This window comes from Undibacterium sp. GW821-FHT07F11 (genome assembly GCF_059418665.1).
In genome coordinates, this window is record NZ_JBWKQH010000002.1 from 148,393 (window position 1) to 171,519 (window position 23,127).

A 23,127-nucleotide genomic window follows, 5' to 3' on the forward strand; every position below is an offset into this window, starting at 1 on the left:
TCAAAACGTCACACCCTCAGGGCTCTGCTACCATGTGTAGCCAGGTAATGCAGAACCTTTGTGGGCAATTCATTCAAAGGGCCAACCTCATGTGTCGCGCCAATTGCTATTGCTTCACGCGGCATACCAAATACTACACAACTTGCTTCATCTTGGGCAAAATTGTATGCACCGGCATTTTTCATCTCCAGCATGCCTGCTGCGCCATCCTTCCCCATCCCTGTCAAAATCACGCCTACGGCGTTTTTACCTGCATAGGTAGCAGCAGACCGGAATAAGACATCGACTGAAGGACGATGCCGATTAACCGGCTCTCCCTGATCCAGTTGGGTCACATAGTTGGCACCGCTGCGTCCCAGCAACAGATGCGAATGGCCGGGAGCAATATAAGCATGACCAGGCAAGACACGCTCACCGCCTGCCGCCTCAGACACAGAAATTTTGCACAAACCATCAAGGCGCTTGGCAAAAGAACGGGTAAATCCTTCCGGCATATGCTGGGTAATTAAAATTCCCGGACAATCCGAGGGCATCTGTACCAGGAAGTTCTTGATCGCTTCAGTGCCCCCCGTGGAGGCACCAATAATAATCAGTTTCTCACTACTGGTCAGAGGATTGCGCACTTGTGGCAATACACCAACATTCGCCTGTCCGGCAACTGCAACTGGGGCACTTCTTGGTCTGATTCTGGCTTTGGACGCGATCCTGATCTTGTCAGTGATCAACTCAGTGTACTCCAGCATGCCACTTTGTATCGATAACTTGGGCTTGGTGACAAAATCAACTGCCCCCAGTTCCAGTGCACGCATGGTGATCTCAGAACCACGTTCGGTCAGTGACGACACCATAATGACGGGCATGGGGCGCAGGCGCATCAAACGCTCAAGGAAATCGAGACCATCCATCTTCGGCATTTCCACATCCAGTGTCAGCACATCCGGATTGGTCTGCTTGATCAATTCGCGCGCAACCAAAGGATCAGGGGCCACGCCGACCACTTCCATATCGGGTTGACTGCTGATGATCTCGCTCATGACACTCCTGATCAGCGCAGAATCGTCAACAATTAATACTTTTATCTTCATTCGCAAATACTCCGCGTTCCGTCTTAAAACTGACGTCACACCATCAAATAATCAGAACAAATCAACTTCACCGCCAACTGAAGTTGTCTTGAGCCTGCTGGCATAATCCTGTTCGCGCCTTCTCAGGGTATCGTTATGCTCAACTTTGAGTTTCTTGACCAGTACCTTGCCCGTTCGGGGGAAAAAATACACTTTGCGTGGGTAAATGTCATTGAGATCTTCAGCGATGACGCGCATTCTTTCAGCCCGCAAATAGTCGAGTACAAATTTGGCATTGCGCTCACCTACATTGATCGCTGTAAAGCCACGCAAGACATTACCGCCGCCAAATACCTTGGCTTCCATGTTTTCACGCTTGGCACCGGCTTTTAACAATTCATTGATCAGCACTTCCATGGCATACGTGCCATAACGCATGGATGCAGAGACTGGGTTATCTGCATCACCACCGCTATCAGGCAGCATAAAATGGTTCATTCCACCGACACCGGAAACACGATCACGTATACATGCAGAAACGCAAGAACCCAGCACTGTGACGATCAGCATGTCTTTGTTGGTGAAGTAAAATTCACCAGGTAATATTTTGGCAGCATCACAATCGAAAGTCCTGTCGTAATAGACATTCGTCGCAAAATGCTCTTCACTTAGCTGGCTCATGGATTACCCTTTTTGCAAATTGCGCAATGTCGCTCTGTTGCCTGACATATGGGATTTGCCCAGTTCATATACTGTCTTCCCTCTCAGCTTGAAATCATCTGAGACATACAAGAAGTTTTCTGAATGACCGGCAAACAACAGACCGTCTGGCTTCATCAAGGGGACAAACTTCTTCAAGATTTTACCCTGCGTAGGTTTGTCAAAATAAATCATGACATTCCGGCAAAAAATCGCATCGAATTCACCACTCAAAGGCCAGCCATCTTCCAATAAATTCAACTGCTTAAATGTGATCAAGTCGCGCAACTCTGGCCTGACCCGCACCAACCCCTCCTGAGCACCCTTGCCTTTCAAGAAAAATTTACGCGTTCTTTCTGCCGATAATTTTTCGATACGGTCCAGGTTATAGACGCCACGGGATGCTGTTTCCAACACATTGGTATCTATATCGGTGGCTATGATGTGTGCAGGCGGGCGCAGGGTTCCGAATGCCTCACACAATGTGATGGCAATGGAATAAGGTTCTTCGCCTGTAGAACTGGCGGAACACCAGATATTGACAGTCTCTTTTTTCTGGGCGATGTGCTCAGCAAGGATAGGAAAATGATGCTCTTCCCTGAAAAATGAAGTCAGGTTGGTGGTTAACGCATTCGTGAAGGCTTCCCACTCAGATTCAATCTGATGACTTTCCAGGCCATCAAGATATTCAGAAAACGAGCTGATACCAGTCGCCCGCAAACGGCGCGCAAGCCGGCTATAAACCATTTCCTGCTTACTATCTGCCAGAGAAATGCCAGCTCGTTTGTAAATCAGATCTCTGACACGATCAAAATCTTTGGAGTTAAATGAAAACTCCTTTGAAGTGTCTGATCTGGCTTTATCGATGGATTTCGTCATTCAATGCTTTCCTAAACTTTCCCCATCTTGTTTTAGAGACGAAAGCTGATTTCAAATAAAAATCCAGATAATCAAGATTACAAAGACATTTTGCCAGACTGAAAAATATTTACTGTTAATTAAGTTAAATTACAAGCGTCTTTCATACGTGACATGACGCTTGTTACATGACAATCACTTTGCTATCTAAGTATCCAGGCTTTAAGACAGAAATCATACCTTCCTCGCTATAGCTTACGCCCCTGAATTAAAATTCTTCCCAATCGTCGTCCGTACGCTTGCCTGGCTCGGCAACCGGCTTACTGGCACGAGCACCAGCTCCAGTCGATGCCGGAGTTGCGGAAGTCGCACGTGTTGCCCGGGGCAATGCCTTCACTTCTGGCCTGGCACTCGTAGCAGGCTTGCTGTTACTCACTGCTTTACTGACAACTGGTTTAGCTTGCTGACTGATTTGCGCTGCATTTCCATTCAGTTTGAATACACTGACTGCCTGTGCCAATGCAACCGCCTGCTCTTCCATACTCTCTGCCGCAGCCGCTGCCTGCTCAACCAATGCCGCATTCTGTTGCGTCATTTCATCCATTTGCGTAATCGCCAGGTTCACTTGTTCTATGCCTGAACTTTGTTCCTGGCTGGCTGCCGTGATCTCGCTCATGATGTCGGCCACATGCTGTACGCTGGTGACAATTTCATCCATGGTCTTGCCTGCTTCGTCTACCAGCTTACTACCCTGATCGACTTTGTCTACCGAATCGCTGATGAGGGACTTGATTTCTTTGGCGGCACTTGCACTGCGTTGTGCCAGGTTGCGCACTTCTGCCGCTACCACGGCAAAACCACGTCCTTGCTCACCCGCCCTGGCGGCTTCTACTGCGGCATTCAACGCCAGGATATTGGTCTGGAAGGCGATGCCATCAATGACACCAATGATGTCAACGATTTTGCGTGAACTTTCTTTGATCGAGCCCATGGTATTGACCACCTGCCCCACCACCTCACCGCCCTTGACCGCGACACTGGAAGCTGAAACCACCAATTGATTCGCCTGGCGCGCATTATCAGCATTTTGCCTGACTGTGCTGGTCAACTCTTCCATGGAGCTGGCTGTCTCTTCCAAAGAACTGGCTTGCGATTCTGTGCGGCTCGACAGATCGGCATTGCCTGAGGCGATCTCTTGAGAGGCAACGGTGATGGTTTCTGTACCTGTCCTGACCTGACCAACGGTAGAGGCCAGATTGTCATTCATGTTCTTTAAGGCCTGAAACAGGGACGTTACTTCGTCATGACCAGATACCGTCACCTGACTACGCAAATCACCGTCTGCGACAGTTTCAGCCAGACTCAGCGCTTCCTGCAAAGGCTGCGTGATACTGCGGGTAATAGTCCAGGCAAACAATGCCCCAACTATCACGGCAGACAAGAGAATGACATACAGCCAGATTGTCAGTTTTGCGCCTGCTGCCGCAAAATTTTCAAAAACCTGTTTGGATGCAACATCCTGCAAATCAACCAGCTTATTCATTTCCAGTATGGATTTTGAACTTAACGGGTCAATGACCGTTGCAATAATTTTTGCGGCACCTTCTGCATTAAATGCCAAAGCCTGCCCTACCGCGTCCTTTAATGGTTTTTCTATTTCTTTATCAACTTTGGCAATGTCGCCAAGGATTTTCTTTTCTTCTTCATTCAAGCCCAGAGAGGCAATTTTTTCTTTTGCATCTTCATATTTTTTTCTTTGTGCCTTGACCTTGGTTTCTTCTTTTTGCATTTCACCGACATCTGACTGTATGCCGATATTGCGCATGGCTATACCACCCTCAAACAGAGCGCTTTTCATGGCATTGGCCAGAACCTGTTTTTGAGCAGCCAGATTCAAGCCTTCAATCATGGCCTTGCGGTTGTTACCACTCAAGGCGTTAACAAATAAAATTACCGAGATCAGGCCCACCAGTATCAGTGCAAAGCCCACTCCTAGACGGGTACCGATTTTAAAATTTCTCAGATTCATAGTGTCTCCTATTTATTTTTTAGTTAGTGCCTATGTCTACATTTATTATCAGTAGCCACTCAGAGAAACCAGGACATCATGCAGCAGTATCGACCAATCCCATTTCTGGACTGGACATCAATTTATCAATATCCACCAATATCAACATACGGTCATCGAGAGTACCCAATCCGATCAGGAAATCAGTACTGAATGTGGTCCCCATTTCAGGAGCAGGCCTGACTTGCTCTGGTAACAAAGTCGTGACGTCAGAGACGCTATCAACGACCATACCAACGATACGTCCTTCAATATTTAAAATGATGACGACCGTGAACTGATCATAAGTAGGCGTACCCAAGTTGAATTTGATACGCATATCAACCACGGGAACAATAATGCCGCGCAAATTGATGACACCCTTCAAAAAATCTGGTGCGTTGGCGATTCGCGTAACGGCTTCATAGCCACGTATTTCCTGGACCTTGAGTATGTCGATACCATATTCTTCATTACCCAAAGTAAAAGCAAGGAATTCATGCCCGGCAATATCAGATTTAGCCCCGTCATTCGAAGCATGATCACTACCCTGTGAAATTTGCGCCATTTCTTTTTCCTCGTCTTAAATTTCTAATTCAATCTTCATCGCGCAGTACGCAACACAGCGGCGACATCTAAAATAAGTGCAACGCCACCATCACCCAGGATAGTTGCGCCAGAGATCCCAGGGACCTTCTTGTAATTTGATTCTATATTTTTCACGACAACCTGCTGCTGTCCAACCAGATCATCAACAAACAAAGCAGCTTTTTTACCATCTACTTCAACGATCACAACGATGCCATCAGATGGGTTCGTATACTTGGGCTCAATATCGAAGTACTCGTACAAAGGTACCAGTGGCAGATACTCACCGCGTACTTTAACCACTTTGCCCTTGCCACTGATCTCTTTAATATCTGCCTGGGCTGGCTGCAGCGATTCCATGACAAAGCCCAGCGGTAGAATATAAATCTCGTTGCCAAATTTAATCGACATGCCATCAAGAATGGCCAGCGTCAATGGCAGGGAAATGGTAATCGTCGTGCCGTATCCCATTGCTGAACGTATGTCGACTACACCGCCCATGGCAGCGATATTACGTTTGACCACATCCATGCCAACACCACGGCCAGAAACATCCGTTACAGTCTCTGCGGTAGAAAAACCTGGAGCAAAAATCAGCAACCAGACTTCGCTATCGCTCATGGAATCGGAAACCGTCAAACCATTTTGCCTGGCTTTGGCAAGAATTTTTTCCCTGTGCAATCCACCGCCGTCATCGCTGACTTCGATCACAATATTACCGCCCTGATGCACTGCCGACAGAGACAATTTACCGGTCTCACTTTTACCAGCTTGCGTCCTGGCAGCCGGCATTTCTATACCATGATCAATACTGTTTCTGACCAGATGCGTAAGCGGGTCAACAATGCGTTCAATCAAGCCTTTATCAAGTTCGGTCGAAGCGCCATAGGTAACGAATTCGACTTTTTTCCCCAGTTTGCTGGCCAGATCCCTGACCATGCGCGGGAAACGTGAAAAAACATAATCCATGGGCATCATGCGTATGGACATGACTGCTTCTTGCAAGTCGCGGGTATTCCTCGTCAAATGAGCAACACTGCTTAACAGTCGTTCATTCGCAATCGGATCAAGGTCTTGCGTGCGCTGCTCCAGCATGGCCTGGGTAATAACCAGTTCGCCAATCAGGTTAATCAGCTGATCAACTTTTTCTATGCCAACCCGTATGGTTGAAGACTCTTGAGAAGTGGTAGCTTTTTCCACTTTTTTCTCAGTTTGCTGCACTTGCTTTTCAGCGACAACAACATCCACCACTTTCTCAGAGGCAGGTTCTGCCTTGTTTTCTTCTGGTGGGAACATGGATTCCAGAGGTTCAAAGAACCCGTATCCAAGTTCATCCTCTGTAGGCTCTGCTTTCCTTACAGGTAAATTGGCGATCTGTTCTTCTGTAATTTTCAGCGTATCAGGATTCAGAATGAAAGAGCAAATCGATACGATATCGTCCTTGCTTTCATTGGTACGCAAGGCCAGAACCACATTCTTGCCATTATTATCCAGGCGTGAAATCGCCCCCAGAAGTCCAAGTTCAGACATGATGGCTGCTGCATCAGCTTCAGATACATCTGGCATTTCAATTTTGTATGCCGTTTTAAATACGATATCGGCATGATCCATGCTGGATTGATGACTGATAAAACTCGCAGCAGGTGCAGGCACAGGTACGGCATCTTGCGATAAGGATTGCAGCAACATCCTTACATCCGCAACAGCGTCTTGGTCAACGGGCGTGCCCAATCTATGACCGTCCAGCTGCATCTTTAAAATATCTTTGGCGATGAGAAAAGCGTCTACGTGCTCGCCAGTCAGAGCCATTTCCCCTTTGCGGATTTTATCCAGCAGTGACTCAAGTATATGCGTCACTTCTGTCATATCTGTAAGACCAAAGGTCGAAGCACCACCCTTAATGGAATGAGCTGCCCTGAATATGGCATTCAAATCCTCTGGATCTGGCGAAGAGATATCGACGGCAAGTAACAATTTTTCCTTCTCGGCAAGAAGCTCTTCCGCCTCGTCGAAAAACACTTGGAAAAACTGACTCATGTCAATCGTCATTATTAAGCTCCGTGATTTACATTTGTTTGCCCAGACACCAGGCCATTAATTCAGCCAATCACTTTTTTAACTACTTCAGTCAACTTCTGTGGATCAAAAGGTTTGACCAACCAGCCATTCGCACCGGCTGCACGGCCTTTTGCCTTCATGTCGTCACTTGACTCTGTCGTCAACATCAGGATAGGTACGCGTGCGTACGATGGCAATCCACGCAGAGACTTGATCAGGGTGAGACCATCCATACGCGGCATGTTTTGATCTGTGAGTACCAGGTCAACAACCTGATTACGTGCCTTCTCCAGGCCGTCCTGACCATCCACTGCCTCTATTACCTGATATCCAGCTGCTTTTAAACTGAACGCTACCATCTGCCTCAAGGAGCCAGAATCATCCACAGCTAAAATTGTCTTGGCCATATTTACTCCGTTATACGAATTGTAGGCAGCTTCTGATCGCCGCCACTTGATTTAAAATAACTCAATGTCACCGCTATCCATATGCTTTTGATGCACTGCTTTACGTAACAAATTCTTCAGATCCGCACTTTGCTTTTCCAGGCGCACGGTAGTCTCGCGCAACAACGCCGTCAATTCGTCTGTTTCACCATCATGTTCAATATCATTACCGACCACACCCAAGGTCCCCAGCACTTCACGCAAACCTTCACATCTTTGCAGAGTTCGTGAAATCAACTGACTGGTCAAATCCTGAAATTGCAAGCTGGTCACGGCCGAACTGATATGTTTGGCGATATCTTCCTGTATAACCTTGAGTCGCAACACACTGTCATCTGAAACACCGCCCGAGCTGACGATTAAATTGATTTCTTCCTGCTCACTCGATATTGCCGCATGCAGCGCCATGAAGCTGACGCCCAGCTTCTCTATCGCCTCACCCAACAGTATGGTGGTTTGCGCAAGGTCAGTCTCAACCTCCAGCAAATGTGCATTTCCGTGATCAGACACACCTGATAAAAGTTGCTTAACCTGAGAACCCAACAGTTTCTTTTTGGACATCTTAAGCATCCTATCTATGCATATTGACTTAATGATGCTGCGTCTTGTTTGTATTTTTCTTGTATTTTGCTTGTCTCTTGCAAATATCTTGCTTTATCAAGGTTTAACTGAAATTTCAGCACTTGAGTCAGACTGATTTGCGACCTCGATAGAGCCGCCGTCCTGTGAAGCAGACTCTTCTGCTTTTTTGTTCATGACGATAATGCTAATTCTTCGATTAATCGGATTCAAAGGATCTTTTTTATCAAACAGCACAGAAGAGGAAAGCCCAACCACTCTTAACATCTTGGACTCATCCATACCACCATAAATCAACTCTCGCCTGGATGCATTGGCGCGATCAGCAGATAATTCCCAATTGCTGTAACCACGCTCACCACTACCATAAGGCGCAGCATCGGTGTGGCCCGACAAACTGATGCGGTTAGGCACATCATTAAGCGCCTTGCCAATTTCGTGCAAAATTTCTCTGGTGTAGGGCTGCAAATCTGCCTTGGCCGACGCAAACATGGGGCGGTTTTGCTCATCCACCATCTGAATACGCAAACCATCAGTCGTGATATCAAGCAAAAGCTGTTTCTTGTATTGCTTCAGTGTAGGGTTGGATTCGATGGCCGCTTCAATTTTAGACTTCAGGCCCTTCAGCCGTTCTGCCTCTACTTTTGCCAGAGCAGCCTCTGCAGCCTGCAGGTTGTAGGTTTTCTTTTGCGTGTCAATCTCGCCTTTACGGCTTTGCCCTTCACGCGCACTCAAATCCTTACCACCGCCCTTGATCACGCTGGAACTATCGCCGCTGCCATCACCACCCGCCATCGCCACCTTCAAAGGAGTTTGAAAATACTCGGCGATGCCGTTCAAATTACCTTTGGCAGTAGAACCAAGCAACCACATCAACAGGAAAAACGCCATCATCGCTGTCACAAAATCGGCGTAGGCAATTTTCCAGGCACCACCGTGGTGGCCACCGGCCACCTTCTTGATGCGCTTGACTATAATTGGTCGTAATTCTTCGCTTGCCATCATCAATCCAGTTTTTATTATTTAGATTTCGATTGCTTAATGTGATCTTCCAACTCAGTGAAAGTTGGCCTTTCAGTCGAATACAATACTTTCCTGCCAAACTCCACCGCCAAAGCCGGTGCATAACCGTTCAAGCTCGCCAACAACGTCACCTTGATACACTGAAAAGTCTTGGATGACTCATCCAGTTGCTGCTCCATCAAACCAGCCAGCGGCCCGACGAAACCATAAGCGAGCAAAATACCCAGGAAAGTACCAACCAGAGCATGGGCAATCAAGATACCAAGTTCGGATGGTGGAATACCAACAGACTCCATCGTATGCACCACCCCCATCACCGCAGCCACAATACCGAAAGCAGGCAAGCCATCACCTAACTTGGCAATGAAATGTGCAGGAACTGCGCCTTCGTGATGATGGGTTTCCAATTCATTGTCCATCAGATTTTCAATTTGAAAGGCATCCATATTCCCTGAAACCATCAGGCGCAAATAATCCCCGATAAACTCCATCATATGATGATCGTGGACAATTGCAGGATATTTACTGAAAAGCGGACTTTCCTCAGGGCGCTCAATATCACCCTCGATGGACATCAGCCCCTCTTTGCGAACCTTGGTCAGAACATCGAACAGCATCGTCATCAGCTCCATATACAGGGCTTTTGTATATTTTGAGCCTTTCAGGACACCTGGAAGTGCCTTCATGGTGGCCTTCAGGGTTTTCGCATTATTACCAACCAGAGAAGCGCCAACCGCAGCGCCGCCTATCATCAGCAATTCCAGGGGCTGAAACAATACCGCGATATGCCCACCGGACAAAACAAAGCCACCAAAGACTGAGCCCAATACGATGATATAGCCGACGATAACTAACACGAGCTTTTACTCCTTAGAGAGGATTTTTTTATAATATCGACTACACTACCTCAGACCTGAAGCATTCACCAGAAATGGAAGGTTAAATATTGCTTCAGGAATACATTTCACTATATGCATTATATGCGCCAGACATAAAGAACGGGGTCATTCGCATTGCTTTTTATAGTTAAATCCGCCTCAATGCCAGGCACTTTGAACTCATAACTCATGAATTGCGTACCTGGCCGCATCTCAGCACTGACTTTTTCCCACAAGCCAGGCATGGCCGCTGGTGACAGGTAAGCAAACACGACATCAAACTCAGCAAAATCCAGTTGCAGATAATCTTTTAGATAGAAGTGAACCCTGGGACCAGCCAATTTAGCCCTGAGCCAACTGACCAGCCATGGGAACGGCGCCACCTCCACTCCCAAAAAAGATTGCTGCGGCCGTAGCCTGGCAAGACTGACAGACACACCGCCAAAGCCACTGCCAATATCAATAAAAGACAAATCATCATGCGCAGGTAGTTGCTCAAGAATACACGGCAACAAACTGGATTTGGAAGGAAAATATGGAACTTGTGTACGGTAAGTTGACCAAAACAACAATACCATGAGCACAAAGATTGCAAGACTCACACCTGGATGCAACTGAAAAATCAGCGAAGTGACGACTGCGAAGGGAAAAATGAATTGTATGAGCCACCACCACCAACTCATGTGCAGCAAGAAACTCACCAAGGCAGCCAGGCTGGCGTGAATAATGAGTAGCAAATAAGGGGAAAGTATGCCGCCAAACTGCCACCGATCGGTGGCGTACAGCAAATAAGACAGGCCAAATGCAAGCAATTGTATAAGCAAGGCCAGAAAAACGGGCGAAGAGAAGACTCCGTCATCCGGTAGGAGTTTGCCTTTGCGGGTTTTTGATGATGCTACCTCCAAGGCTCCTCCTGAATTTTATGCCACCATTTCCAGCGCGGCCTCCGCATCTTTTGCTTTTTTTGTTTTACCTGCCCGTGACGGGACGTGGCATAAACCACAAGCATAATCATCATGCAAATCCAGGCTATGCGCAACAAAATGCCCACCGCATTTGCAACATTTTGCAAAACTCAGCATTTTGCCTTCAAAGAAGCGAACCAAAGTCCATGCACGTGTCAGTGATAATACTGGTTCCTCACCTGCAGGGACAGGCACTTGTTCGAGATACAGGCGATATGCCTTGATCACAGCATCAATACCATCAACACCGGCATGCTCACGCAGATATTTATGGATATTCATGAACAGGGAAGAATGGATATTGGGCTGCCATGTAATAAACCAGTCGGCAGAAAAAGGCAGCATGCCTTTTGGTGGAGATACACCCTTCAACTCCTTGTAAATCTTCAGCAGACGCTCACGCGACAAAGAAGTTTCCGATTCCAGCAATTGCAATCTGGCACCCAGATTGACCAACTCAATCGCCAATTGAATTTCGTGAGCTTCATTTACTACGCTTTTGCTTGCCATAATTTTTCTCCATCCGCCTTGATTTAAATGCCCGACAAATTAATGGATTTCTTCAACTGGCTGACCAGCCATCAAGATCGCAGCATGGGAATGTGCAAGCGCACGCTCCTTGTTGTAATTTGTCAACATGCACAAAATGGAGCTATCTTCGAAGCGGAAACGCGCCAACATCATATTGGAACCTGCCAATTTCAAAATCTGGGCATTATTCAAACCTTCAATCAGGTCTGCGATTTCCTTGCCGATGCCCAAACGGAAAATAGCGGTCGCTTTATCAGCGCGAATCATTTGTTGTGCCAACATCAAATAACTCAAATTGGCATCCCGAATCTCGGCCATCATATCGTTCTGCGTCATTTTCCCACCCTCCAGTTTTGTTATCAGCGGCATGTTTGCGTTGCCAGTGAGATACATTGTGCAGGCTGGTGAAAAGTGGCTGTATAAGCGAGATTCCGTATTTAAACCAAGAAAAAAACGAAGGCATGCCGTAGGAAAATATCCTACAGGCAAATTTAGACATCTACAAAATGAAATTTCGTAGAAAACAGATTTTTATTTTTTTGAATCAGCGAAAGTGGCCAAATCAAAAAATACCAATTAAAACAACGACTTGCGTAAAAGTAGACCTTTTACCATATCGTCTTATATTCATTAACGGCAGTACTTTAGAAAACTTTAGGGAAAATTTAAAATATTTTCGATTTATTTTCTTATCCTTGTAACGGCAACAAATTGTGAAATCTTTAGGGTTAAGCGCAAAAAAAACCAAAAAAAAATCACCTGTTTGCAACAGGTGATCCTTTTTGAATCGTGCAAATAGCTATTTAAGCTATTACTTCTCATATCTATTGTCTTTTCTGCACGCCAACTAAGCCAGAAATTTAGCTTATTTCTACAAAGTCGTATGCCAGATACACTTATCTTTGATTTGCTTATCCAGTCCTGTCAGCAATTTTTCATGCTCCCCCATTTCTTCCTCTGTTGCCATCAATACGGCGATCTCACCAACGGGCATATCAAAGGCGACGACCTCCAGTACTTTTGGCGCATCGTCTTCCTCAATGTCGATTTCAAAACTATTTTGCCCACGCGACATTGCCAGAAAAACATCTGCCAGCAATTCAGCATCCAGCAAAGCGCCATGCAGCTTGCGGTGGGAATTTGAAATCTCATAGCGAGTACAGAGCGCATCAAGGGAATTACGCTTCCCAGGGTGTAATTCTTTTGCCTGAACCAGCGTATCTACAATACTGGGGCAATACTCAGTCAGCGCTGGTAAATTCAGGCGTGCGAGCTCTGCATTCAGGAAGCCAACGTCAAAAGGTGCATTATGAATAATGATTTCTGCATCTTTGATATAAGCGCAAAATTCTTCGGCTACTTGGGCAAATTTGGGCTTATCACTTAAAAACTCAGTGGTTAAACCGTGAACTGCCAAAGCGCCCTCTTCAGAATCTCGTTCTGGATTGATATAGCGATGGAAGTTATTACCCGTCAGCTTGCGGTTAATTAATTCTACGCAACCAATTTCTATGATGCGGTCGCCATTGCGGGCATTCAAACCTGTGGTTTCAGTATCGAGGACTAGCTGCCTACGCATATTCAATCTTCCTATTAGACGACAACAAATATTTATTCAAAATTAATCACAGTTGATCAAACACCCAGCGCAAGGCGATGCCTGTCCCCGGCTCAGCCTGGCAAAACCTGCTTTGCATGCCAACACCTGCAGCAAATAATAAATCCTTGCCAATAGAGACATAAGGCAGGCGCTCCCGCTGCCAGAAAGGTATCTGCAAGGACTGATAATGGCTTTTCATATCGCGGGTAGAGCGGTTTTCTGCCAGCTTCAGCCTCTCCCCTCCCCTGCGCAGATGCAAGGAAAGCGTTTGCGACTTTAACCAGGACACATCCAGTCCGCGCTCTGCCGGATCAAAATACAGGCTACCAGCAAACTCAGGAAAATGGATATGCGTCTGTCCTTGCCAGGCAAATTCATGTTCGCTGTCCTCTTCTGCCATCTCAGTTTTTTGCGCAGACAAATAGACGATGTCCTTATAACGATGTATGGCAACGGTATCGTGATGGATGGTAATACGTGCATCTTCACGTCCGTCAAATAGCTGGTTTTGCATTTCTTTCAGCCGCGAGGTCGTGGGCATGCGTACACCAGCCTTTGAAAACCAGTAACGGAACAAATTATCTCTGCGTGCAGGGCTCAGTGCACGCATGGCAGCAATACCCAATCCCGCTTCAAAGGAGCAATCGGCGAAATCCTGCCCGGCAACTTCCAGCAGCAAGTCTTGCGCCGCTTGAAAATGGGTGGCTGAACGGGCGATACGTTCTGAGTAGCCAGGCGATAAGCCTTCGAGTACTGGCATTACACTGTGGCGTATGGCATTACGCAGATAACGCTGGTCAGTATTGGACTCATCTTCGATATAGCTTAAACCCCGTTGGCTCGCATAGGCTTCCAGCGTAGTTCGCTTTTCTGTCAGCAGTGGCCGCCCAAGCCTGACTTCATCATGGCCAAACAGATTAGGTGCACGATGACAAACATCCATGCCTGACATGCCAGCCACACCACTACCGCGCAACAATTGCAATAACAGGGTTTCTGCCTGGTCATCCTGATGATGGGCAGTCAGGATCAAGGGAATGCCGGTACTTTTCGACATCCGCCCCAAAGCCTGGTAACGCCCCTTGCGGGCAGACGCTTCCACGCCATCGCCGCTGTCGCGGGCAACCAGAATACGCTCAGCATGAAAGTCTACTTCGCCTGATACACACACAGCCCGGCAATGATCAAGCCAGACATCAGCATTCGGACTTAAGCCGTGATGTATGTGAAAAGCATGCAGTGAAATTTTGGCACGGCGGCAATAATTGATTGCCAGGTCCAGTAAGACCGTAGAATCCAGACCGCCGCTATAGCCTACTGCGAGGCCATTTTGCAGATTTCCTTCACAGAAATCAGCAATAATGGCATCGAGTTTTTTTGAGAATGCTTGCTCGAGACTGGAGCAATGTTGATCTGGCCTCATTCAGCAAGTTTCGTTTCCTTAAACTTGCCGTAGCTCATTAACTTCTCATGACGTGCAGCCAGCAAATCCTTGGTTTTTACACCCTGGAACTGACGCAGGGTATCTGCCAGTGCACGTTTAACCAAGGCACACATCTGCTTGGGATCTCTGTGGGCACCACCCAGAGGTTCATTGATGATCTTGTCGATCAAACCCATGGCTTTCAGTCTGTGAGCTGTCAAACCCAATGCCTCGGCCGCATCAGATGCACGGTCGGAAGTCTTCCACAGGATGGAAGCACAACCTTCAGGAGAAATTACGGAGTAAGTAGCGTACTGCAACATCAGCACCGCATCGCCAACAGCCAGCGCCAGCGCACCACCAGAACCACCTTCACCAATAATAGTCGTGATCAGCGGTACTTTCAGTTCTGCCATGACATATAGGTTGTGACCAATAGCTTCAGACTGACCGCGCTCTTCAGCGTCTATGCCAGGCCAGGCGCCAGTGGTGTCGACAAAGGTAAATACGGGAATATCAAATTTTTCAGCCAGTTTCATCAGGCGCATGGCCTTGCGATAACCTTCAGGCTTGGGCATGCCAAAATTGCGCATGGCGCGTTCTTTGGTGTCACGGCCTTTTTGGTGGCCCATGACCATACATGCCTGACCATTAAACCTTGCCAAGCCACCAACAATGGATTGATCATCGGAAAAACTGCGGTCACCATGCAACTCATGAAAGTCAGTAAACATCTGATTCACATAGTCCATGGTGTATGGACGCTGTGGATGACGGGAAATCTGCGACACTTGCCATGGAGTCAACTTGGCGTAAATATCCTTCGTCAACATCTGGCTTTTCTTCGACAGTCTGTCTATTTCTTCAGAAATATCGACTGCAGAATCATCCTGAACAAAACGCAGTTCTTCTATTTTTGTTTCCAGTTCTGCAATTGATTGTTCAAAATTTAAAAATGTCGTTTTAGTCATCGTGCCTCCTTAACATCACACGAGTTGATAAAAAAATCCAATTTCATTCTGGCGCGGGCGCAATGTTTAATTGAATAATGTGTCGCTCTGCCTAGCGTACAAAAGAACCATTTAGATGATTTTTTTGCAAAATTCGTATGCATACATAATGGACATATTGTCCTGACGGAGCAGATTAGATATCAAAACTGGCCTCGCTGTCCAGTGTTCGGCACTTTTTGCTTGAGTTCGGGCAGTAGAAATCAGCATCCACACACCTTTTACCGTTGCCAAAACCACTGGCGAAATGCTGCTTACTTGTCAAAGTCATTGTCAAACACCCATAGTCAGCAACTTATTTGATAAGATGGCGCTTTGCTCATTAGCCAGTATACCATTGCAGCTTACATGTTCTGCCAAACTCCTATAAATCCAAGACCGAACACCATGCGCCACATTTTAAAGAATGTTCTTACCTTATCCAGTCTGTCATTGCTGTTGATGTCTGCCCACGTCCGGGCAGATGATGCAGCTGACGTTGGCAAATTGCTCAGATCTGGCCAGGTAAGTGAGGCCTTGCAAAAAGTGGATGCCGCCCTGGCGCAACGTCCCAAGGACGCGCAGATGCGTTTTCTCAAGGGATTGATACTGACAGAGCAAAACAAATCGGCAGAAGCTATCACCGTTTTCTCGAAGCTGACTGACGATTACCCGGAATTGCCTGAGCCCTACAATAATCTGGCAGTCTTGTATGCATCATCTGGTCAGTACGACAAAGCCCGTGCAGCTCTGGAGATGGCGATCAGGACCAATCCAACTTATGGCACAGCACATGAAAACCTGGGTGATGTATATGCAAAACTGGCCAGCCAGGCCTATGACAAGGCTTTGCAACTCGATTCCAGCAATAACACTGCCAAATTAAAGCTGACCCTGGTCAAGAATCTGGTAGGCAATACCACCGGCGGCACCAATCCCAAGACAGCAATGGCATCCCCTGCACCTGCTACCAATGCAGCCGCTCCAGCCAAAGCCAGCGCTACCGTAGTTGCTGCAGCAAAACCTGAGGCTGAAACTGCCAAGCCTGAACCTAAATCCAAACCTGCTCCTGCAGCCGCAACTACTGCTACTAATGATAAGACTGAAGAAGATGTGCTGAAGGCAGTAGAAAACTGGGCTAAAGCCTGGAGCAGCAAGGACACCAATGCCTATCTGGGGCATTACGCAAAAGATTTCCAGACACCCAAAGGCGAGTCTTATAAAGCCTGGGCAGAAGAACGTCGTAACAGGATAGAAGGCAAAGGCCGCATCAACGTTAAAATTGAATCTGCCAAAATCGATGTCGATGGCAACACTGCCACGGTCAAGTTCCGTCAGATATATACATCTGACCAGTTGACTGCCAACAGCCGTAAAACCTTGCACATGGTAAAGCAGGACGGCAAATGGCAGATCAAACAGGAGCGTGCGGGTAGCTAATGTTTTTCGCTGTCAATTCTGATACTCCGGCCGCAGTCAAAGCCGGAAAATCACGCGTTTTTGCTGTTCTTGCTCTGACATGTCTGGCGTATCTCGCTTCGCCAACTCTTGTCGTGGCCAAGTCACGCCCCAATAAAGTCGCACCGGCTGAAATTAATCCAAACGCCCCGGACCCGGACGCATTATTAATCGAAGTCTACAAAAACCTGGCCGCAAATAATTTGCAACAGGCGCAGACCAAGATAGATGCATTGGTAGAAGCCTATCCGCACTTCCAGCTGGCACATTTGATACAAGGTGACTTGCTGCTGATGCACACCCGTCCGGTACGCAGTTTTGGTGTCGGTGCCTTGACGCAACCCGATAAACTGAAAGACCTGCGGGATGAGGCAGCGGCACGCATACGCTCATATCGTGAACGCCCCGCCGCCGACCTGATCCCCAGAGCCATTTTGCAATTGCGCGATGACCAGAAGCAGGCCATCGTCGTCGATGCGAAAAAATCGCGCTTATATGTGTATGAAAATGCCGCAGGCCAGCCGCGCCTGATTAATGATTTCTATATCAGCCAGGGCAAGTTTGGCATCAACAAACTAAAAGAAGGCGATCAAAAAACCCCTATAGGGGTGTATTACATCACCAGCCGCCTGGCGGGCACAAAACTGCCGAGTTTTTATGGCCCAGGTGCTCTGCCACTAAATTACCCGAATGAATGGGACAAATTCAATGGTCGCAATGGCTCTGGCATCTGGTTGCACGGCATGCCACCTGAAAGCTTCAGCCGCCCCCCCCTTGCATCAGATGGCTGCGTGGTATTGACGAATCCGGATTTTTTAAAAATCTCTTCCATGGTGGACATAGGCAAGACGCCAGTTATCATCAGCGAGCAAGTGGAATTTGTCAGTCGCAATAAATGGATGTTGGATAAAAATTTTGCCGAAAAACTACTGGATGACTGGCGTCTGGACATGCAGAGCCAGAACGCCAACCGCATTCTGACGAATTATTCGCGCAATTTTAAGACTACGCAGGGCGACAATCTCAACACCTGGTTCCCAAAACAGCAACAAAGCTGGGATAACTGGCATAATCCTGCTATTAAATTAAAAGATGTAACCCATTTCCGCTACCCCGGTAAAGACGAACTGATAGTCAGCACCTTTACCCAGGAAACCAGCAATGGGAAAAGCAAAGCGGCCATTCGTAAGCGCCAATACTGGCTGAAAGAAGCTGCCAGATGGCGCATAATTTACGAAACCACTGTCTGAACTAGTTGTTTACTCTTAATTCATCAACCAATAACGTATGCTGAATATGAAAATTTCAAAATCCGGACTAAACAGTGTATTGCTGGGTACCTGCCTGATGATGGCAAGCGCCTTTAGTTTTGCCGAAGGGCAACCCAAGGTTTCCCTGAAAACCAATATGGGTGAAATCGTTATTGAGCTTTACCCGGAAGCAGCCCCGAAGACCGTAGATAACTTCTTGAAATATGTTAAAAGTGGGCATTACAAAGGGACGATTTTCCACCGTGTCATCGATAATTTCATGATACAGGGCGGCGGCTACGACAAGGATATGAAAGAAAAACCGACGAATAAATCGGTCCCTCTGGAAGCCCGTGAAGCACTGGAACATGGCTTGAAAAACGACCTGGGCGTAGTAGCAATGGCCCGTACGCAAGACCCTAATTCAGCAGGCGCGCAGTTTTACATCAATGTCAAAGACAATGATTTCCTGAACCATCAAGTCTTGCCTGAGGGTGACCCGGTAGAGTTTCCCTACCGTGGCAACATCGTCACCGAAAGACGCGCCAGGGCACTGGCAATGACCGCTGGCTATACGCCTTTTGGCAAAGTCATCAAGGGCATGGAAGTCGTTGAAAAAATTAAAGTGGTAGAAACTGGTGAAGCTAAAATGATGCAAAATGTACCAACCAAACCAGTTATTATTCAATCCGCTACCTTGTTAAAATAAACACATCACTAACCTTTTAGAAATGAAGGACTATCATGGCCGTTATTCTGACCACCAACTTCGGTGACATCAAGATTGAACTGAACGAAGAAAAAGCTCCAAAAACTGTTGCCAATTTCCTGGCTTATGTTGAATCTGGTCACTACAACGGTACTATTTTCCATCGCGTGATTGATGGCTTCATGATACAAGGCGGCGGTTTTGAGCCTGGCATGAACCAGAAGTCCACCAATGCACCTATCGAAAATGAAGCCAAAAACGGCTTGAAAAACGAGCGTTATGCATTGGCCATGGCACGTACTGGCGACCCACACTCTGCTTCTGCGCAGTTCTTCATCAATACGGCAAACAACAGCTTCCTTGACTACCCAGGTCAGGACGGCTGGGGTTACTGCGTATTTGGCAAAGTCGTGGAAGGGATGGACATAGTCGACAAAATCAAAGGCGTGAAAACTACCCGTACTGGCATGTTCCAGGACGTACCGGTAGAAAACGTCCTGATCGAAAAAACGCAAATCGTTTAATACCATTTACTCTATTTCATGATCGCAGACCACAACGCGAATCAGACAAAAGCGCAACCTGAACTGGTTGCGCTTTTTGTTTCTGATACACATTTAAATCCCGCCCTGCCCCTTACTACAGCAGCTTTTTTAAGCTTTCTCGACAAGCAGGCCACACAGACCAAGTCGCTATATTTACTGGGGGACTTGTTTGAATATTGGGTGGGTGATGACAATATCAGTGACACCTATAATTCATCCATAGTCCAGGCGCTGCGCAAAGTCCATAATCACGGTGTGCAGCTGTACTGGATCGCCGGAAACCGGGATTTTTTAATCGGCGAGGATTTTTCTGCTGCTACCGGTGCGGTTTTACTGAATGACCCCAGCGTGATTGATCTGGCTGGAAGAAAAGTGGTCATCAGTCATGGCGATGCGCAATGTACGGACGATCATGCCTACATGAAGTTCCGCACGCAAGTCAGGCAGGCAGAATGGCAAAAGACTTTCCTGGCAATGCCGCTTGATCAGCGCAAAAAAATTATTGAAGGCCTGCGTACTGAAAGCAAGATGGAACAAAAACAGAAATCTGTCGCCATCATGGATGTCAACGCAGATGCCATCGCAGCACTGTTCCTGCAAACGGGTGCCAGCACCATGATACATGGCCACACCCACAGACCAGCCATACATATTAACGGTGAAAAAACCAGATATGTATTACCGGACTGGGATTGTGAAGACCAGGACAAGCGCGGCGGCTGGCTGGCAGCCTACAGTGATGGCAGCATTCAGACTTACGACTGGGATGGAAGCCTCAAGTAAATTATTTTGCCATCAGGCGTTGACAGTATCTGAACGCAAATGACCGGCACTGATGGTCAGCACCCGTCCACATCTGGCCGCAATCGACAGATCGTGGGTAACCAGCACCAGGGTAGAGCCACGCTCACGGTTCAGGCTAAACATCAGGTTGATAATTGCCTCACCCGTAGCAGCGTCGAGACTACCAGTAGGTTCATCAGCAAAAAGCAAAGGTGGCTCAGTCACAAAAGCCCTGGCCAGCGCTACCCTTTGCTGCTCACCGCCTGACAAAAACTTGGGGTAATGCCTGAGCCTGGATGCCAGTCCGACATGCTCCAGCATTTTTTCTGCCTTGGCACGTGCCTGCTTATCACCGCGCAACTCCAGTGGCAGCATGACATTCTCCAGCGCATTCAGGTGCATCAATAACTGGAAGGACTGAAATACAAAGCCCAGGTTCTCTTTACGGAATTGCGCCCTGCCATCTTCTGTTAAATCAAAAATATCCACTCCATCAAGCAAGACCTTGCCTTCCGTTGGCGTATCCAGCCCAGCCAGTATGCCCAGCAGAGTTGACTTGCCTGAACCAGAGGCACCAACAATTGCAAGCGTCTGCCCTGCTTGCGCGGTAAAATCTATGCCATTCAGTATACTCAGCTCGCCAGTCGCATCTGCTACGCGCTTGGTCAGGTGCTTTACTTCTATTGCCGCTTTGTTTGATTCCATAAGGTCTTTGCGTATGCTCTTTACTCAATTGTCAGGTCACGTCAGCAGACTATTAAAACAAGCCCTGGTGCTCGTGATATTTGCGATTACTGCTTTGCCTGCTTATTCTGCATCAAAAACCATCCTCGTGCTCGGCGATAGTTTATCAGCCGAATATGGACTTGAGCGTGGCAAAGGCTGGGTAGCCTTACTGGGGCAAAAATTACAGCAAAAAAATATTCCAGCCACAGTCATTAATGCCAGTATCAGTGGTGACACCACCAGTAGCGGAAAATCGCGGTTGGGGAGTTTACTGGAAAGGCATCATCCAGATATCGTTATCATTGAACTGGGCGGCAATGATGCCTTGCGCGGCTTGTCACTCAAAGCTTCCGAGAGTAATTTCCAGGCCATGATAGATATGGTAAAGGCGCAAAAAGGCAAAGTTTTGTTAGCCGGCATGAGAATCCCTCCCAATTATGGCCCCGATTATTCCGAGCGTTTTTTCTCGCTATTTGGCAAGCTGGCAAAAGCCAACAAAACCGCACTTGTCCCTTTTTTGCTGGAAGGCATAGCTGAAAAAGATGAGTTTTTTCAGCAGGACCGCATTCATCCTATAGCTGATGTACACCCAACCATCGTCAATAATGTCCTGCCAAACCTGCTTCCCTTACTAGGTAAGTAAAGTCATGAAATATCCTGAACTGCTGGATTTTCCAGAGGTATTCAAGCGACGCGCAGAATTTGACGCCATCATTGATGTGCGCAGCCCGGCTGAGTTTGCTGAAGACCATATTGCCCATGCCATCAATTGCCCGGTGCTGGATAATGAAGAACGCATTATCGTAGGCACCATGTATAAGCAAGTTGGGTCGTTTGAAGCCAAGCGCCTGGGTGCAGCCCTGGTAGCAAAGAATATAGGACGACACATAGAAAACCTGTTTCAGGACAAGCCACGCGACTGGAAGCCTTTGATTTATTGCTGGCGCGGCGGCAACCGCAGTGGCGCCATGGCACATATCTTTGCCAAAATAGGCTGGCCAGTAGTGCAATTGAATGGTGGTTACAAGGCATACAGGCAATTTGTTAATCTGAGCTTGAGCGCAGAATTGCAGCATTTTCAATGGAAGGTTTTATGCGGCCCCACCGGCAGCGGCAAGAGCCGTTGCCTACAAACCTTGGCAGGTCTGGGCGCACAAGTGCTGGATCTGGAACAATTAGCTGCCCATCGGGGCTCAGTGTTAGGTGACATTCCCGAGCATGCACAACCCTCGCAAAAGCAATTCGAGAGCCGTATTTTTGAACAACTGCAGCAATTTGATGTACAAAAATTGGTTTACGTAGAAGCAGAAAGTAAAAAAATTGGCAATCTGAGAGTACCAGAAAACCTGATGCAAGCCATGCGTGCCTCAGGCTGCCTGCAAGTTAATTTGCCATTGGAAAAAAGAGTGGAATTCCTGGTGGAAGAATATGCTCACTTCATGCAAGATACAGAAAGCCTGAATAAACAATTGCATTTTCTGACCGCCCTACACGGCAAAGAAAAAATTTCTGGCTGGAAGCAAATGGCGCAAGATGGTGAACTCACGCAACTGGTCAAAGAATTGCTGGAGCAGCACTATGACCCGGCCTACGGCAAATCAATCGCGAGAAATTTTGTGGGATACAGCAAGGCTAGGCAAATAGAACAAAACGATATTGGAGAATCGGACTTCCACGAATCTGCACTTCACATCTTGAGTTTTGCGGATCAAAATCCCATCAATGCCTGAGCATAGTCTAAAAACTCAGCCATCGACATCATCGACAATTCTTTGCCCTTCGTCTTCCAGGCCATCAAACTGCCTGTGATTGACCGCCCACCAGAATACCGCCCCAATGACAAACACCAGCACCAGGCTCAGCGGTATCAGCAAATAAAGTATGTCCATAATTTCTTGTACTACTCTT

25 protein-coding genes are annotated in these 23,127 nt (G+C 47.3%); 7 read left to right on the top strand and 18 right to left on the bottom strand.

The annotated features are described in order from the left end of the window. Positions 1-8: 8 nt before the first annotated feature. The 16 genes from AC07OI_RS04455 to AC07OI_RS04530 form a co-directional block, all read right to left on the bottom strand. Positions 9-1,085 carry a protein-glutamate methylesterase/protein-glutamine glutaminase gene (locus AC07OI_RS04455; protein WP_492702965.1) on the bottom strand — a complete coding sequence of 359 codons (1,077 nt, stop codon included), beginning with the start codon at positions 1,083-1,085 and terminating at the stop codon, positions 9-11. Positions 1,086-1,136: 51 nt separating this feature from the next. Continuing rightward, positions 1,137-1,745 (bottom strand): chemoreceptor glutamine deamidase CheD, encoded by a 609-nt coding sequence (cheD, locus tag AC07OI_RS04460; RefSeq protein ID WP_186951606.1) that lies wholly within the window; start codon positions 1,743-1,745, stop codon positions 1,137-1,139. Positions 1,746-1,748: 3 nt separating this feature from the next. After that, on the bottom strand, positions 1,749-2,642 hold the full coding sequence (locus AC07OI_RS04465) for a CheR family methyltransferase (protein WP_492702964.1): 894 nt from the start codon (positions 2,640-2,642) through the stop codon (positions 1,749-1,751). 247 nt (positions 2,643-2,889) lie between these two features. Next, on the bottom strand, positions 2,890-4,650 hold the full coding sequence (locus AC07OI_RS04470; RefSeq protein ID WP_492702963.1) for a methyl-accepting chemotaxis protein: 1,761 nt from the start codon (positions 4,648-4,650) through the stop codon (positions 2,890-2,892). A 76-nt stretch (positions 4,651-4,726) separates the two neighbouring features. Next, positions 4,727-5,236, bottom strand: a complete 510-nt coding sequence (locus AC07OI_RS04475; protein ID WP_423010313.1) for a chemotaxis protein CheW — start codon at positions 5,234-5,236, stop codon at positions 4,727-4,729. Between the two features lie 35 nt (positions 5,237-5,271). Next, the gene (gene cheA / locus AC07OI_RS04480) at positions 5,272-7,305 is read right to left on the bottom strand and encodes a chemotaxis protein CheA (protein WP_495256412.1); all 2,034 of its coding nucleotides are present in this window, start codon (positions 7,303-7,305) and stop codon (positions 5,272-5,274) included. Positions 7,306-7,355: 50 nt separating this feature from the next. Next, on the bottom strand, positions 7,356-7,721 hold the full coding sequence (locus tag AC07OI_RS04485) for a response regulator (RefSeq protein WP_110253733.1): 366 nt from the start codon (positions 7,719-7,721) through the stop codon (positions 7,356-7,358). A 51-nt stretch (positions 7,722-7,772) separates the two neighbouring features. Next, complete coding sequence (locus AC07OI_RS04490) at positions 7,773-8,321, bottom strand: chemotaxis protein (protein WP_492702961.1); 549 nt, start codon at positions 8,319-8,321, stop codon at positions 7,773-7,775. Positions 8,322-8,417: 96 nt separating this feature from the next. Beyond that, a complete protein-coding gene (gene motB, locus AC07OI_RS04495; RefSeq protein WP_492703128.1) occupies positions 8,418-9,341 on the bottom strand; it encodes a flagellar motor protein MotB in 924 nt (307 codons plus the stop codon). A 17-nt stretch (positions 9,342-9,358) separates the two neighbouring features. Beyond that, positions 9,359-10,219 (bottom strand): flagellar motor stator protein MotA, encoded by an 861-nt coding sequence (motA, locus tag AC07OI_RS04500; protein ID WP_423010310.1) that lies wholly within the window; start codon positions 10,217-10,219, stop codon positions 9,359-9,361. A 119-nt stretch (positions 10,220-10,338) separates the two neighbouring features. Then, positions 10,339-11,145, bottom strand: a complete 807-nt coding sequence (locus AC07OI_RS04505) for a class I SAM-dependent methyltransferase (protein WP_495256413.1) — start codon at positions 11,143-11,145, stop codon at positions 10,339-10,341. Positions 11,146-11,160: 15 nt separating this feature from the next. Beyond that, positions 11,161-11,715, bottom strand: coding sequence for a flagellar transcriptional regulator FlhC (gene flhC, locus AC07OI_RS04510; RefSeq protein WP_492702959.1), 555 nt, complete (start codon positions 11,713-11,715; stop codon positions 11,161-11,163). Between the two features lie 39 nt (positions 11,716-11,754). Then, the gene (gene flhD, locus AC07OI_RS04515) at positions 11,755-12,072 is read right to left on the bottom strand and encodes a flagellar transcriptional regulator FlhD (RefSeq protein WP_110254236.1); all 318 of its coding nucleotides are present in this window, start codon (positions 12,070-12,072) and stop codon (positions 11,755-11,757) included. A gap of 535 nt (positions 12,073-12,607) precedes the next feature. Next, the gene (dnaQ, locus tag AC07OI_RS04520; RefSeq protein WP_492702958.1) at positions 12,608-13,315 is read right to left on the bottom strand and encodes a DNA polymerase III subunit epsilon; all 708 of its coding nucleotides are present in this window, start codon (positions 13,313-13,315) and stop codon (positions 12,608-12,610) included. Between the two features lie 46 nt (positions 13,316-13,361). Further along, positions 13,362-14,759: a tRNA lysidine(34) synthetase TilS gene (gene tilS / locus AC07OI_RS04525; protein ID WP_495256414.1), complete on the bottom strand. Its 1,398-nt coding sequence runs from the start codon at positions 14,757-14,759 to the stop codon at positions 13,362-13,364. Then, positions 14,756-15,730 (bottom strand): acetyl-CoA carboxylase carboxyltransferase subunit alpha, encoded by a 975-nt coding sequence (locus AC07OI_RS04530; RefSeq protein ID WP_492702956.1) that lies wholly within the window; start codon positions 15,728-15,730, stop codon positions 14,756-14,758. Before AC07OI_RS04530 ends, tilS begins: the two co-directional genes overlap by 4 nt. Before the next feature lie 426 nt (positions 15,731-16,156). Here AC07OI_RS04530 and AC07OI_RS04535 point away from each other — a divergent pair, with 426 nt between their 5' ends. From AC07OI_RS04535 to AC07OI_RS04555, 5 genes are read left to right on the top strand one after another with little or no spacing between them, the layout of a single operon-like run. Continuing rightward, entirely contained in the window at positions 16,157-17,188 is a 1,032-nt protein-coding gene (locus AC07OI_RS04535) for a YybH family protein (RefSeq protein WP_492702955.1), read from the top strand. Beyond that, positions 17,188-18,456 carry a L,D-transpeptidase family protein gene (locus AC07OI_RS04540; RefSeq protein WP_492702954.1) on the top strand — a complete coding sequence of 423 codons (1,269 nt, stop codon included), beginning with the start codon at positions 17,188-17,190 and terminating at the stop codon, positions 18,454-18,456. Before AC07OI_RS04535 ends, AC07OI_RS04540 begins: the two co-directional genes overlap by 1 nt. Before the next feature lie 46 nt (positions 18,457-18,502). Further along, a complete protein-coding gene (locus tag AC07OI_RS04545) occupies positions 18,503-19,165 on the top strand; it encodes a peptidylprolyl isomerase (RefSeq protein ID WP_495256415.1) in 663 nt (220 codons plus the stop codon). Positions 19,166-19,200: 35 nt separating this feature from the next. Then, a complete protein-coding gene (locus AC07OI_RS04550; RefSeq protein WP_492702952.1) occupies positions 19,201-19,689 on the top strand; it encodes a peptidylprolyl isomerase in 489 nt (162 codons plus the stop codon). A gap of 18 nt (positions 19,690-19,707) precedes the next feature. Further along, positions 19,708-20,493, top strand: a complete 786-nt coding sequence (locus AC07OI_RS04555) for a UDP-2,3-diacylglucosamine diphosphatase (RefSeq protein WP_495256416.1) — start codon at positions 19,708-19,710, stop codon at positions 20,491-20,493. 12 nt (positions 20,494-20,505) lie between these two features. Here the strand turns inward: AC07OI_RS04555 and AC07OI_RS04560 are convergent, their stop codons facing one another. Beyond that, positions 20,506-21,198, bottom strand: a complete 693-nt coding sequence (locus tag AC07OI_RS04560) for an ABC transporter ATP-binding protein (protein WP_492702950.1) — start codon at positions 21,196-21,198, stop codon at positions 20,506-20,508. A 13-nt stretch (positions 21,199-21,211) separates the two neighbouring features. On the opposite strand from AC07OI_RS04560, the gene AC07OI_RS04565 reads away from it, so the two are divergent. Both AC07OI_RS04565 and mnmH read left to right on the top strand, forming a co-directional pair. Continuing rightward, entirely contained in the window at positions 21,212-21,862 is a 651-nt protein-coding gene (locus AC07OI_RS04565) for an arylesterase (protein ID WP_492702949.1), read from the top strand. 4 nt (positions 21,863-21,866) lie between these two features. After that, complete coding sequence (gene mnmH, locus AC07OI_RS04570; RefSeq protein WP_495256417.1) at positions 21,867-22,949, top strand: tRNA 2-selenouridine(34) synthase MnmH; 1,083 nt, start codon at positions 21,867-21,869, stop codon at positions 22,947-22,949. Between the two features lie 15 nt (positions 22,950-22,964). On the opposite strand, the gene ccoS is transcribed toward mnmH, so the two are convergent. After that, on the bottom strand, positions 22,965-23,108 hold the full coding sequence (gene ccoS, locus AC07OI_RS04575) for a cbb3-type cytochrome oxidase assembly protein CcoS (RefSeq protein WP_495256418.1): 144 nt from the start codon (positions 23,106-23,108) through the stop codon (positions 22,965-22,967). Between the last annotated feature and the right edge of the window lie 19 nt (positions 23,109-23,127).

Excerpts from the sequence above, each read along its gene's own strand:
- AC07OI_RS04455 (WP_492702965.1), bottom strand. The coding sequence starts at position 1,085 with ATGAAGATAAAAGTATTAATTGTTGACGATTCTGCGCTGATCAGGAGT.
- cheD (WP_186951606.1), bottom strand. The coding sequence starts at position 1,745 with ATGAGCCAGCTAAGTGAAGAGCATTTTGCGACGAATGTCTATTACGAC.
- AC07OI_RS04465 (WP_492702964.1), bottom strand. The coding sequence starts at position 2,642 with ATGACGAAATCCATCGATAAAGCCAGATCAGACACTTCAAAGGAGTTT.
- AC07OI_RS04470 (WP_492702963.1), bottom strand. The coding sequence starts at position 4,650 with ATGAATCTGAGAAATTTTAAAATCGGTACCCGTCTAGGAGTGGGCTTT.
- AC07OI_RS04475 (WP_423010313.1), bottom strand. The coding sequence starts at position 5,236 with ATGGCGCAAATTTCACAGGGTAGTGATCATGCTTCGAATGACGGGGCT.
- cheA (WP_495256412.1), bottom strand. The coding sequence starts at position 7,305 with ATGACGATTGACATGAGTCAGTTTTTCCAAGTGTTTTTCGACGAGGCG.
- AC07OI_RS04485 (WP_110253733.1), bottom strand. The coding sequence starts at position 7,721 with ATGGCCAAGACAATTTTAGCTGTGGATGATTCTGGCTCCTTGAGGCAG.
- AC07OI_RS04490 (WP_492702961.1), bottom strand. The coding sequence starts at position 8,321 with ATGTCCAAAAAGAAACTGTTGGGTTCTCAGGTTAAGCAACTTTTATCA.
- motB (WP_492703128.1), bottom strand. The coding sequence starts at position 9,341 with ATGGCAAGCGAAGAATTACGACCAATTATAGTCAAGCGCATCAAGAAG.
- flhC (WP_492702959.1), bottom strand. The coding sequence starts at position 11,715 with ATGGCAAGCAAAAGCGTAGTAAATGAAGCTCACGAAATTCAATTGGCG.
- flhD (WP_110254236.1), bottom strand. The coding sequence starts at position 12,072 with ATGACGCAGAACGATATGATGGCCGAGATTCGGGATGCCAATTTGAGT.
- dnaQ (WP_492702958.1), bottom strand. The coding sequence starts at position 13,315 with ATGCGTAGGCAGCTAGTCCTCGATACTGAAACCACAGGTTTGAATGCC.
- tilS (WP_495256414.1), bottom strand. The coding sequence starts at position 14,759 with ATGAGGCCAGATCAACATTGCTCCAGTCTCGAGCAAGCATTCTCAAAA.
- AC07OI_RS04530 (WP_492702956.1), bottom strand. The coding sequence starts at position 15,730 with ATGACTAAAACGACATTTTTAAATTTTGAACAATCAATTGCAGAACTG.
- AC07OI_RS04535 (WP_492702955.1), top strand. The coding sequence starts at position 16,157 with ATGCGCCACATTTTAAAGAATGTTCTTACCTTATCCAGTCTGTCATTG.
- AC07OI_RS04540 (WP_492702954.1), top strand. The coding sequence starts at position 17,188 with ATGTTTTTCGCTGTCAATTCTGATACTCCGGCCGCAGTCAAAGCCGGA.
- AC07OI_RS04545 (WP_495256415.1), top strand. The coding sequence starts at position 18,503 with ATGAAAATTTCAAAATCCGGACTAAACAGTGTATTGCTGGGTACCTGC.
- AC07OI_RS04550 (WP_492702952.1), top strand. The coding sequence starts at position 19,201 with ATGGCCGTTATTCTGACCACCAACTTCGGTGACATCAAGATTGAACTG.
- AC07OI_RS04555 (WP_495256416.1), top strand. The coding sequence starts at position 19,708 with ATGATCGCAGACCACAACGCGAATCAGACAAAAGCGCAACCTGAACTG.
- AC07OI_RS04560 (WP_492702950.1), bottom strand. The coding sequence starts at position 21,198 with ATGGAATCAAACAAAGCGGCAATAGAAGTAAAGCACCTGACCAAGCGC.
- AC07OI_RS04565 (WP_492702949.1), top strand. The coding sequence starts at position 21,212 with ATGCTCTTTACTCAATTGTCAGGTCACGTCAGCAGACTATTAAAACAA.
- mnmH (WP_495256417.1), top strand. The coding sequence starts at position 21,867 with ATGAAATATCCTGAACTGCTGGATTTTCCAGAGGTATTCAAGCGACGC.
- ccoS (WP_495256418.1), bottom strand. The coding sequence starts at position 23,108 with ATGGACATACTTTATTTGCTGATACCGCTGAGCCTGGTGCTGGTGTTT.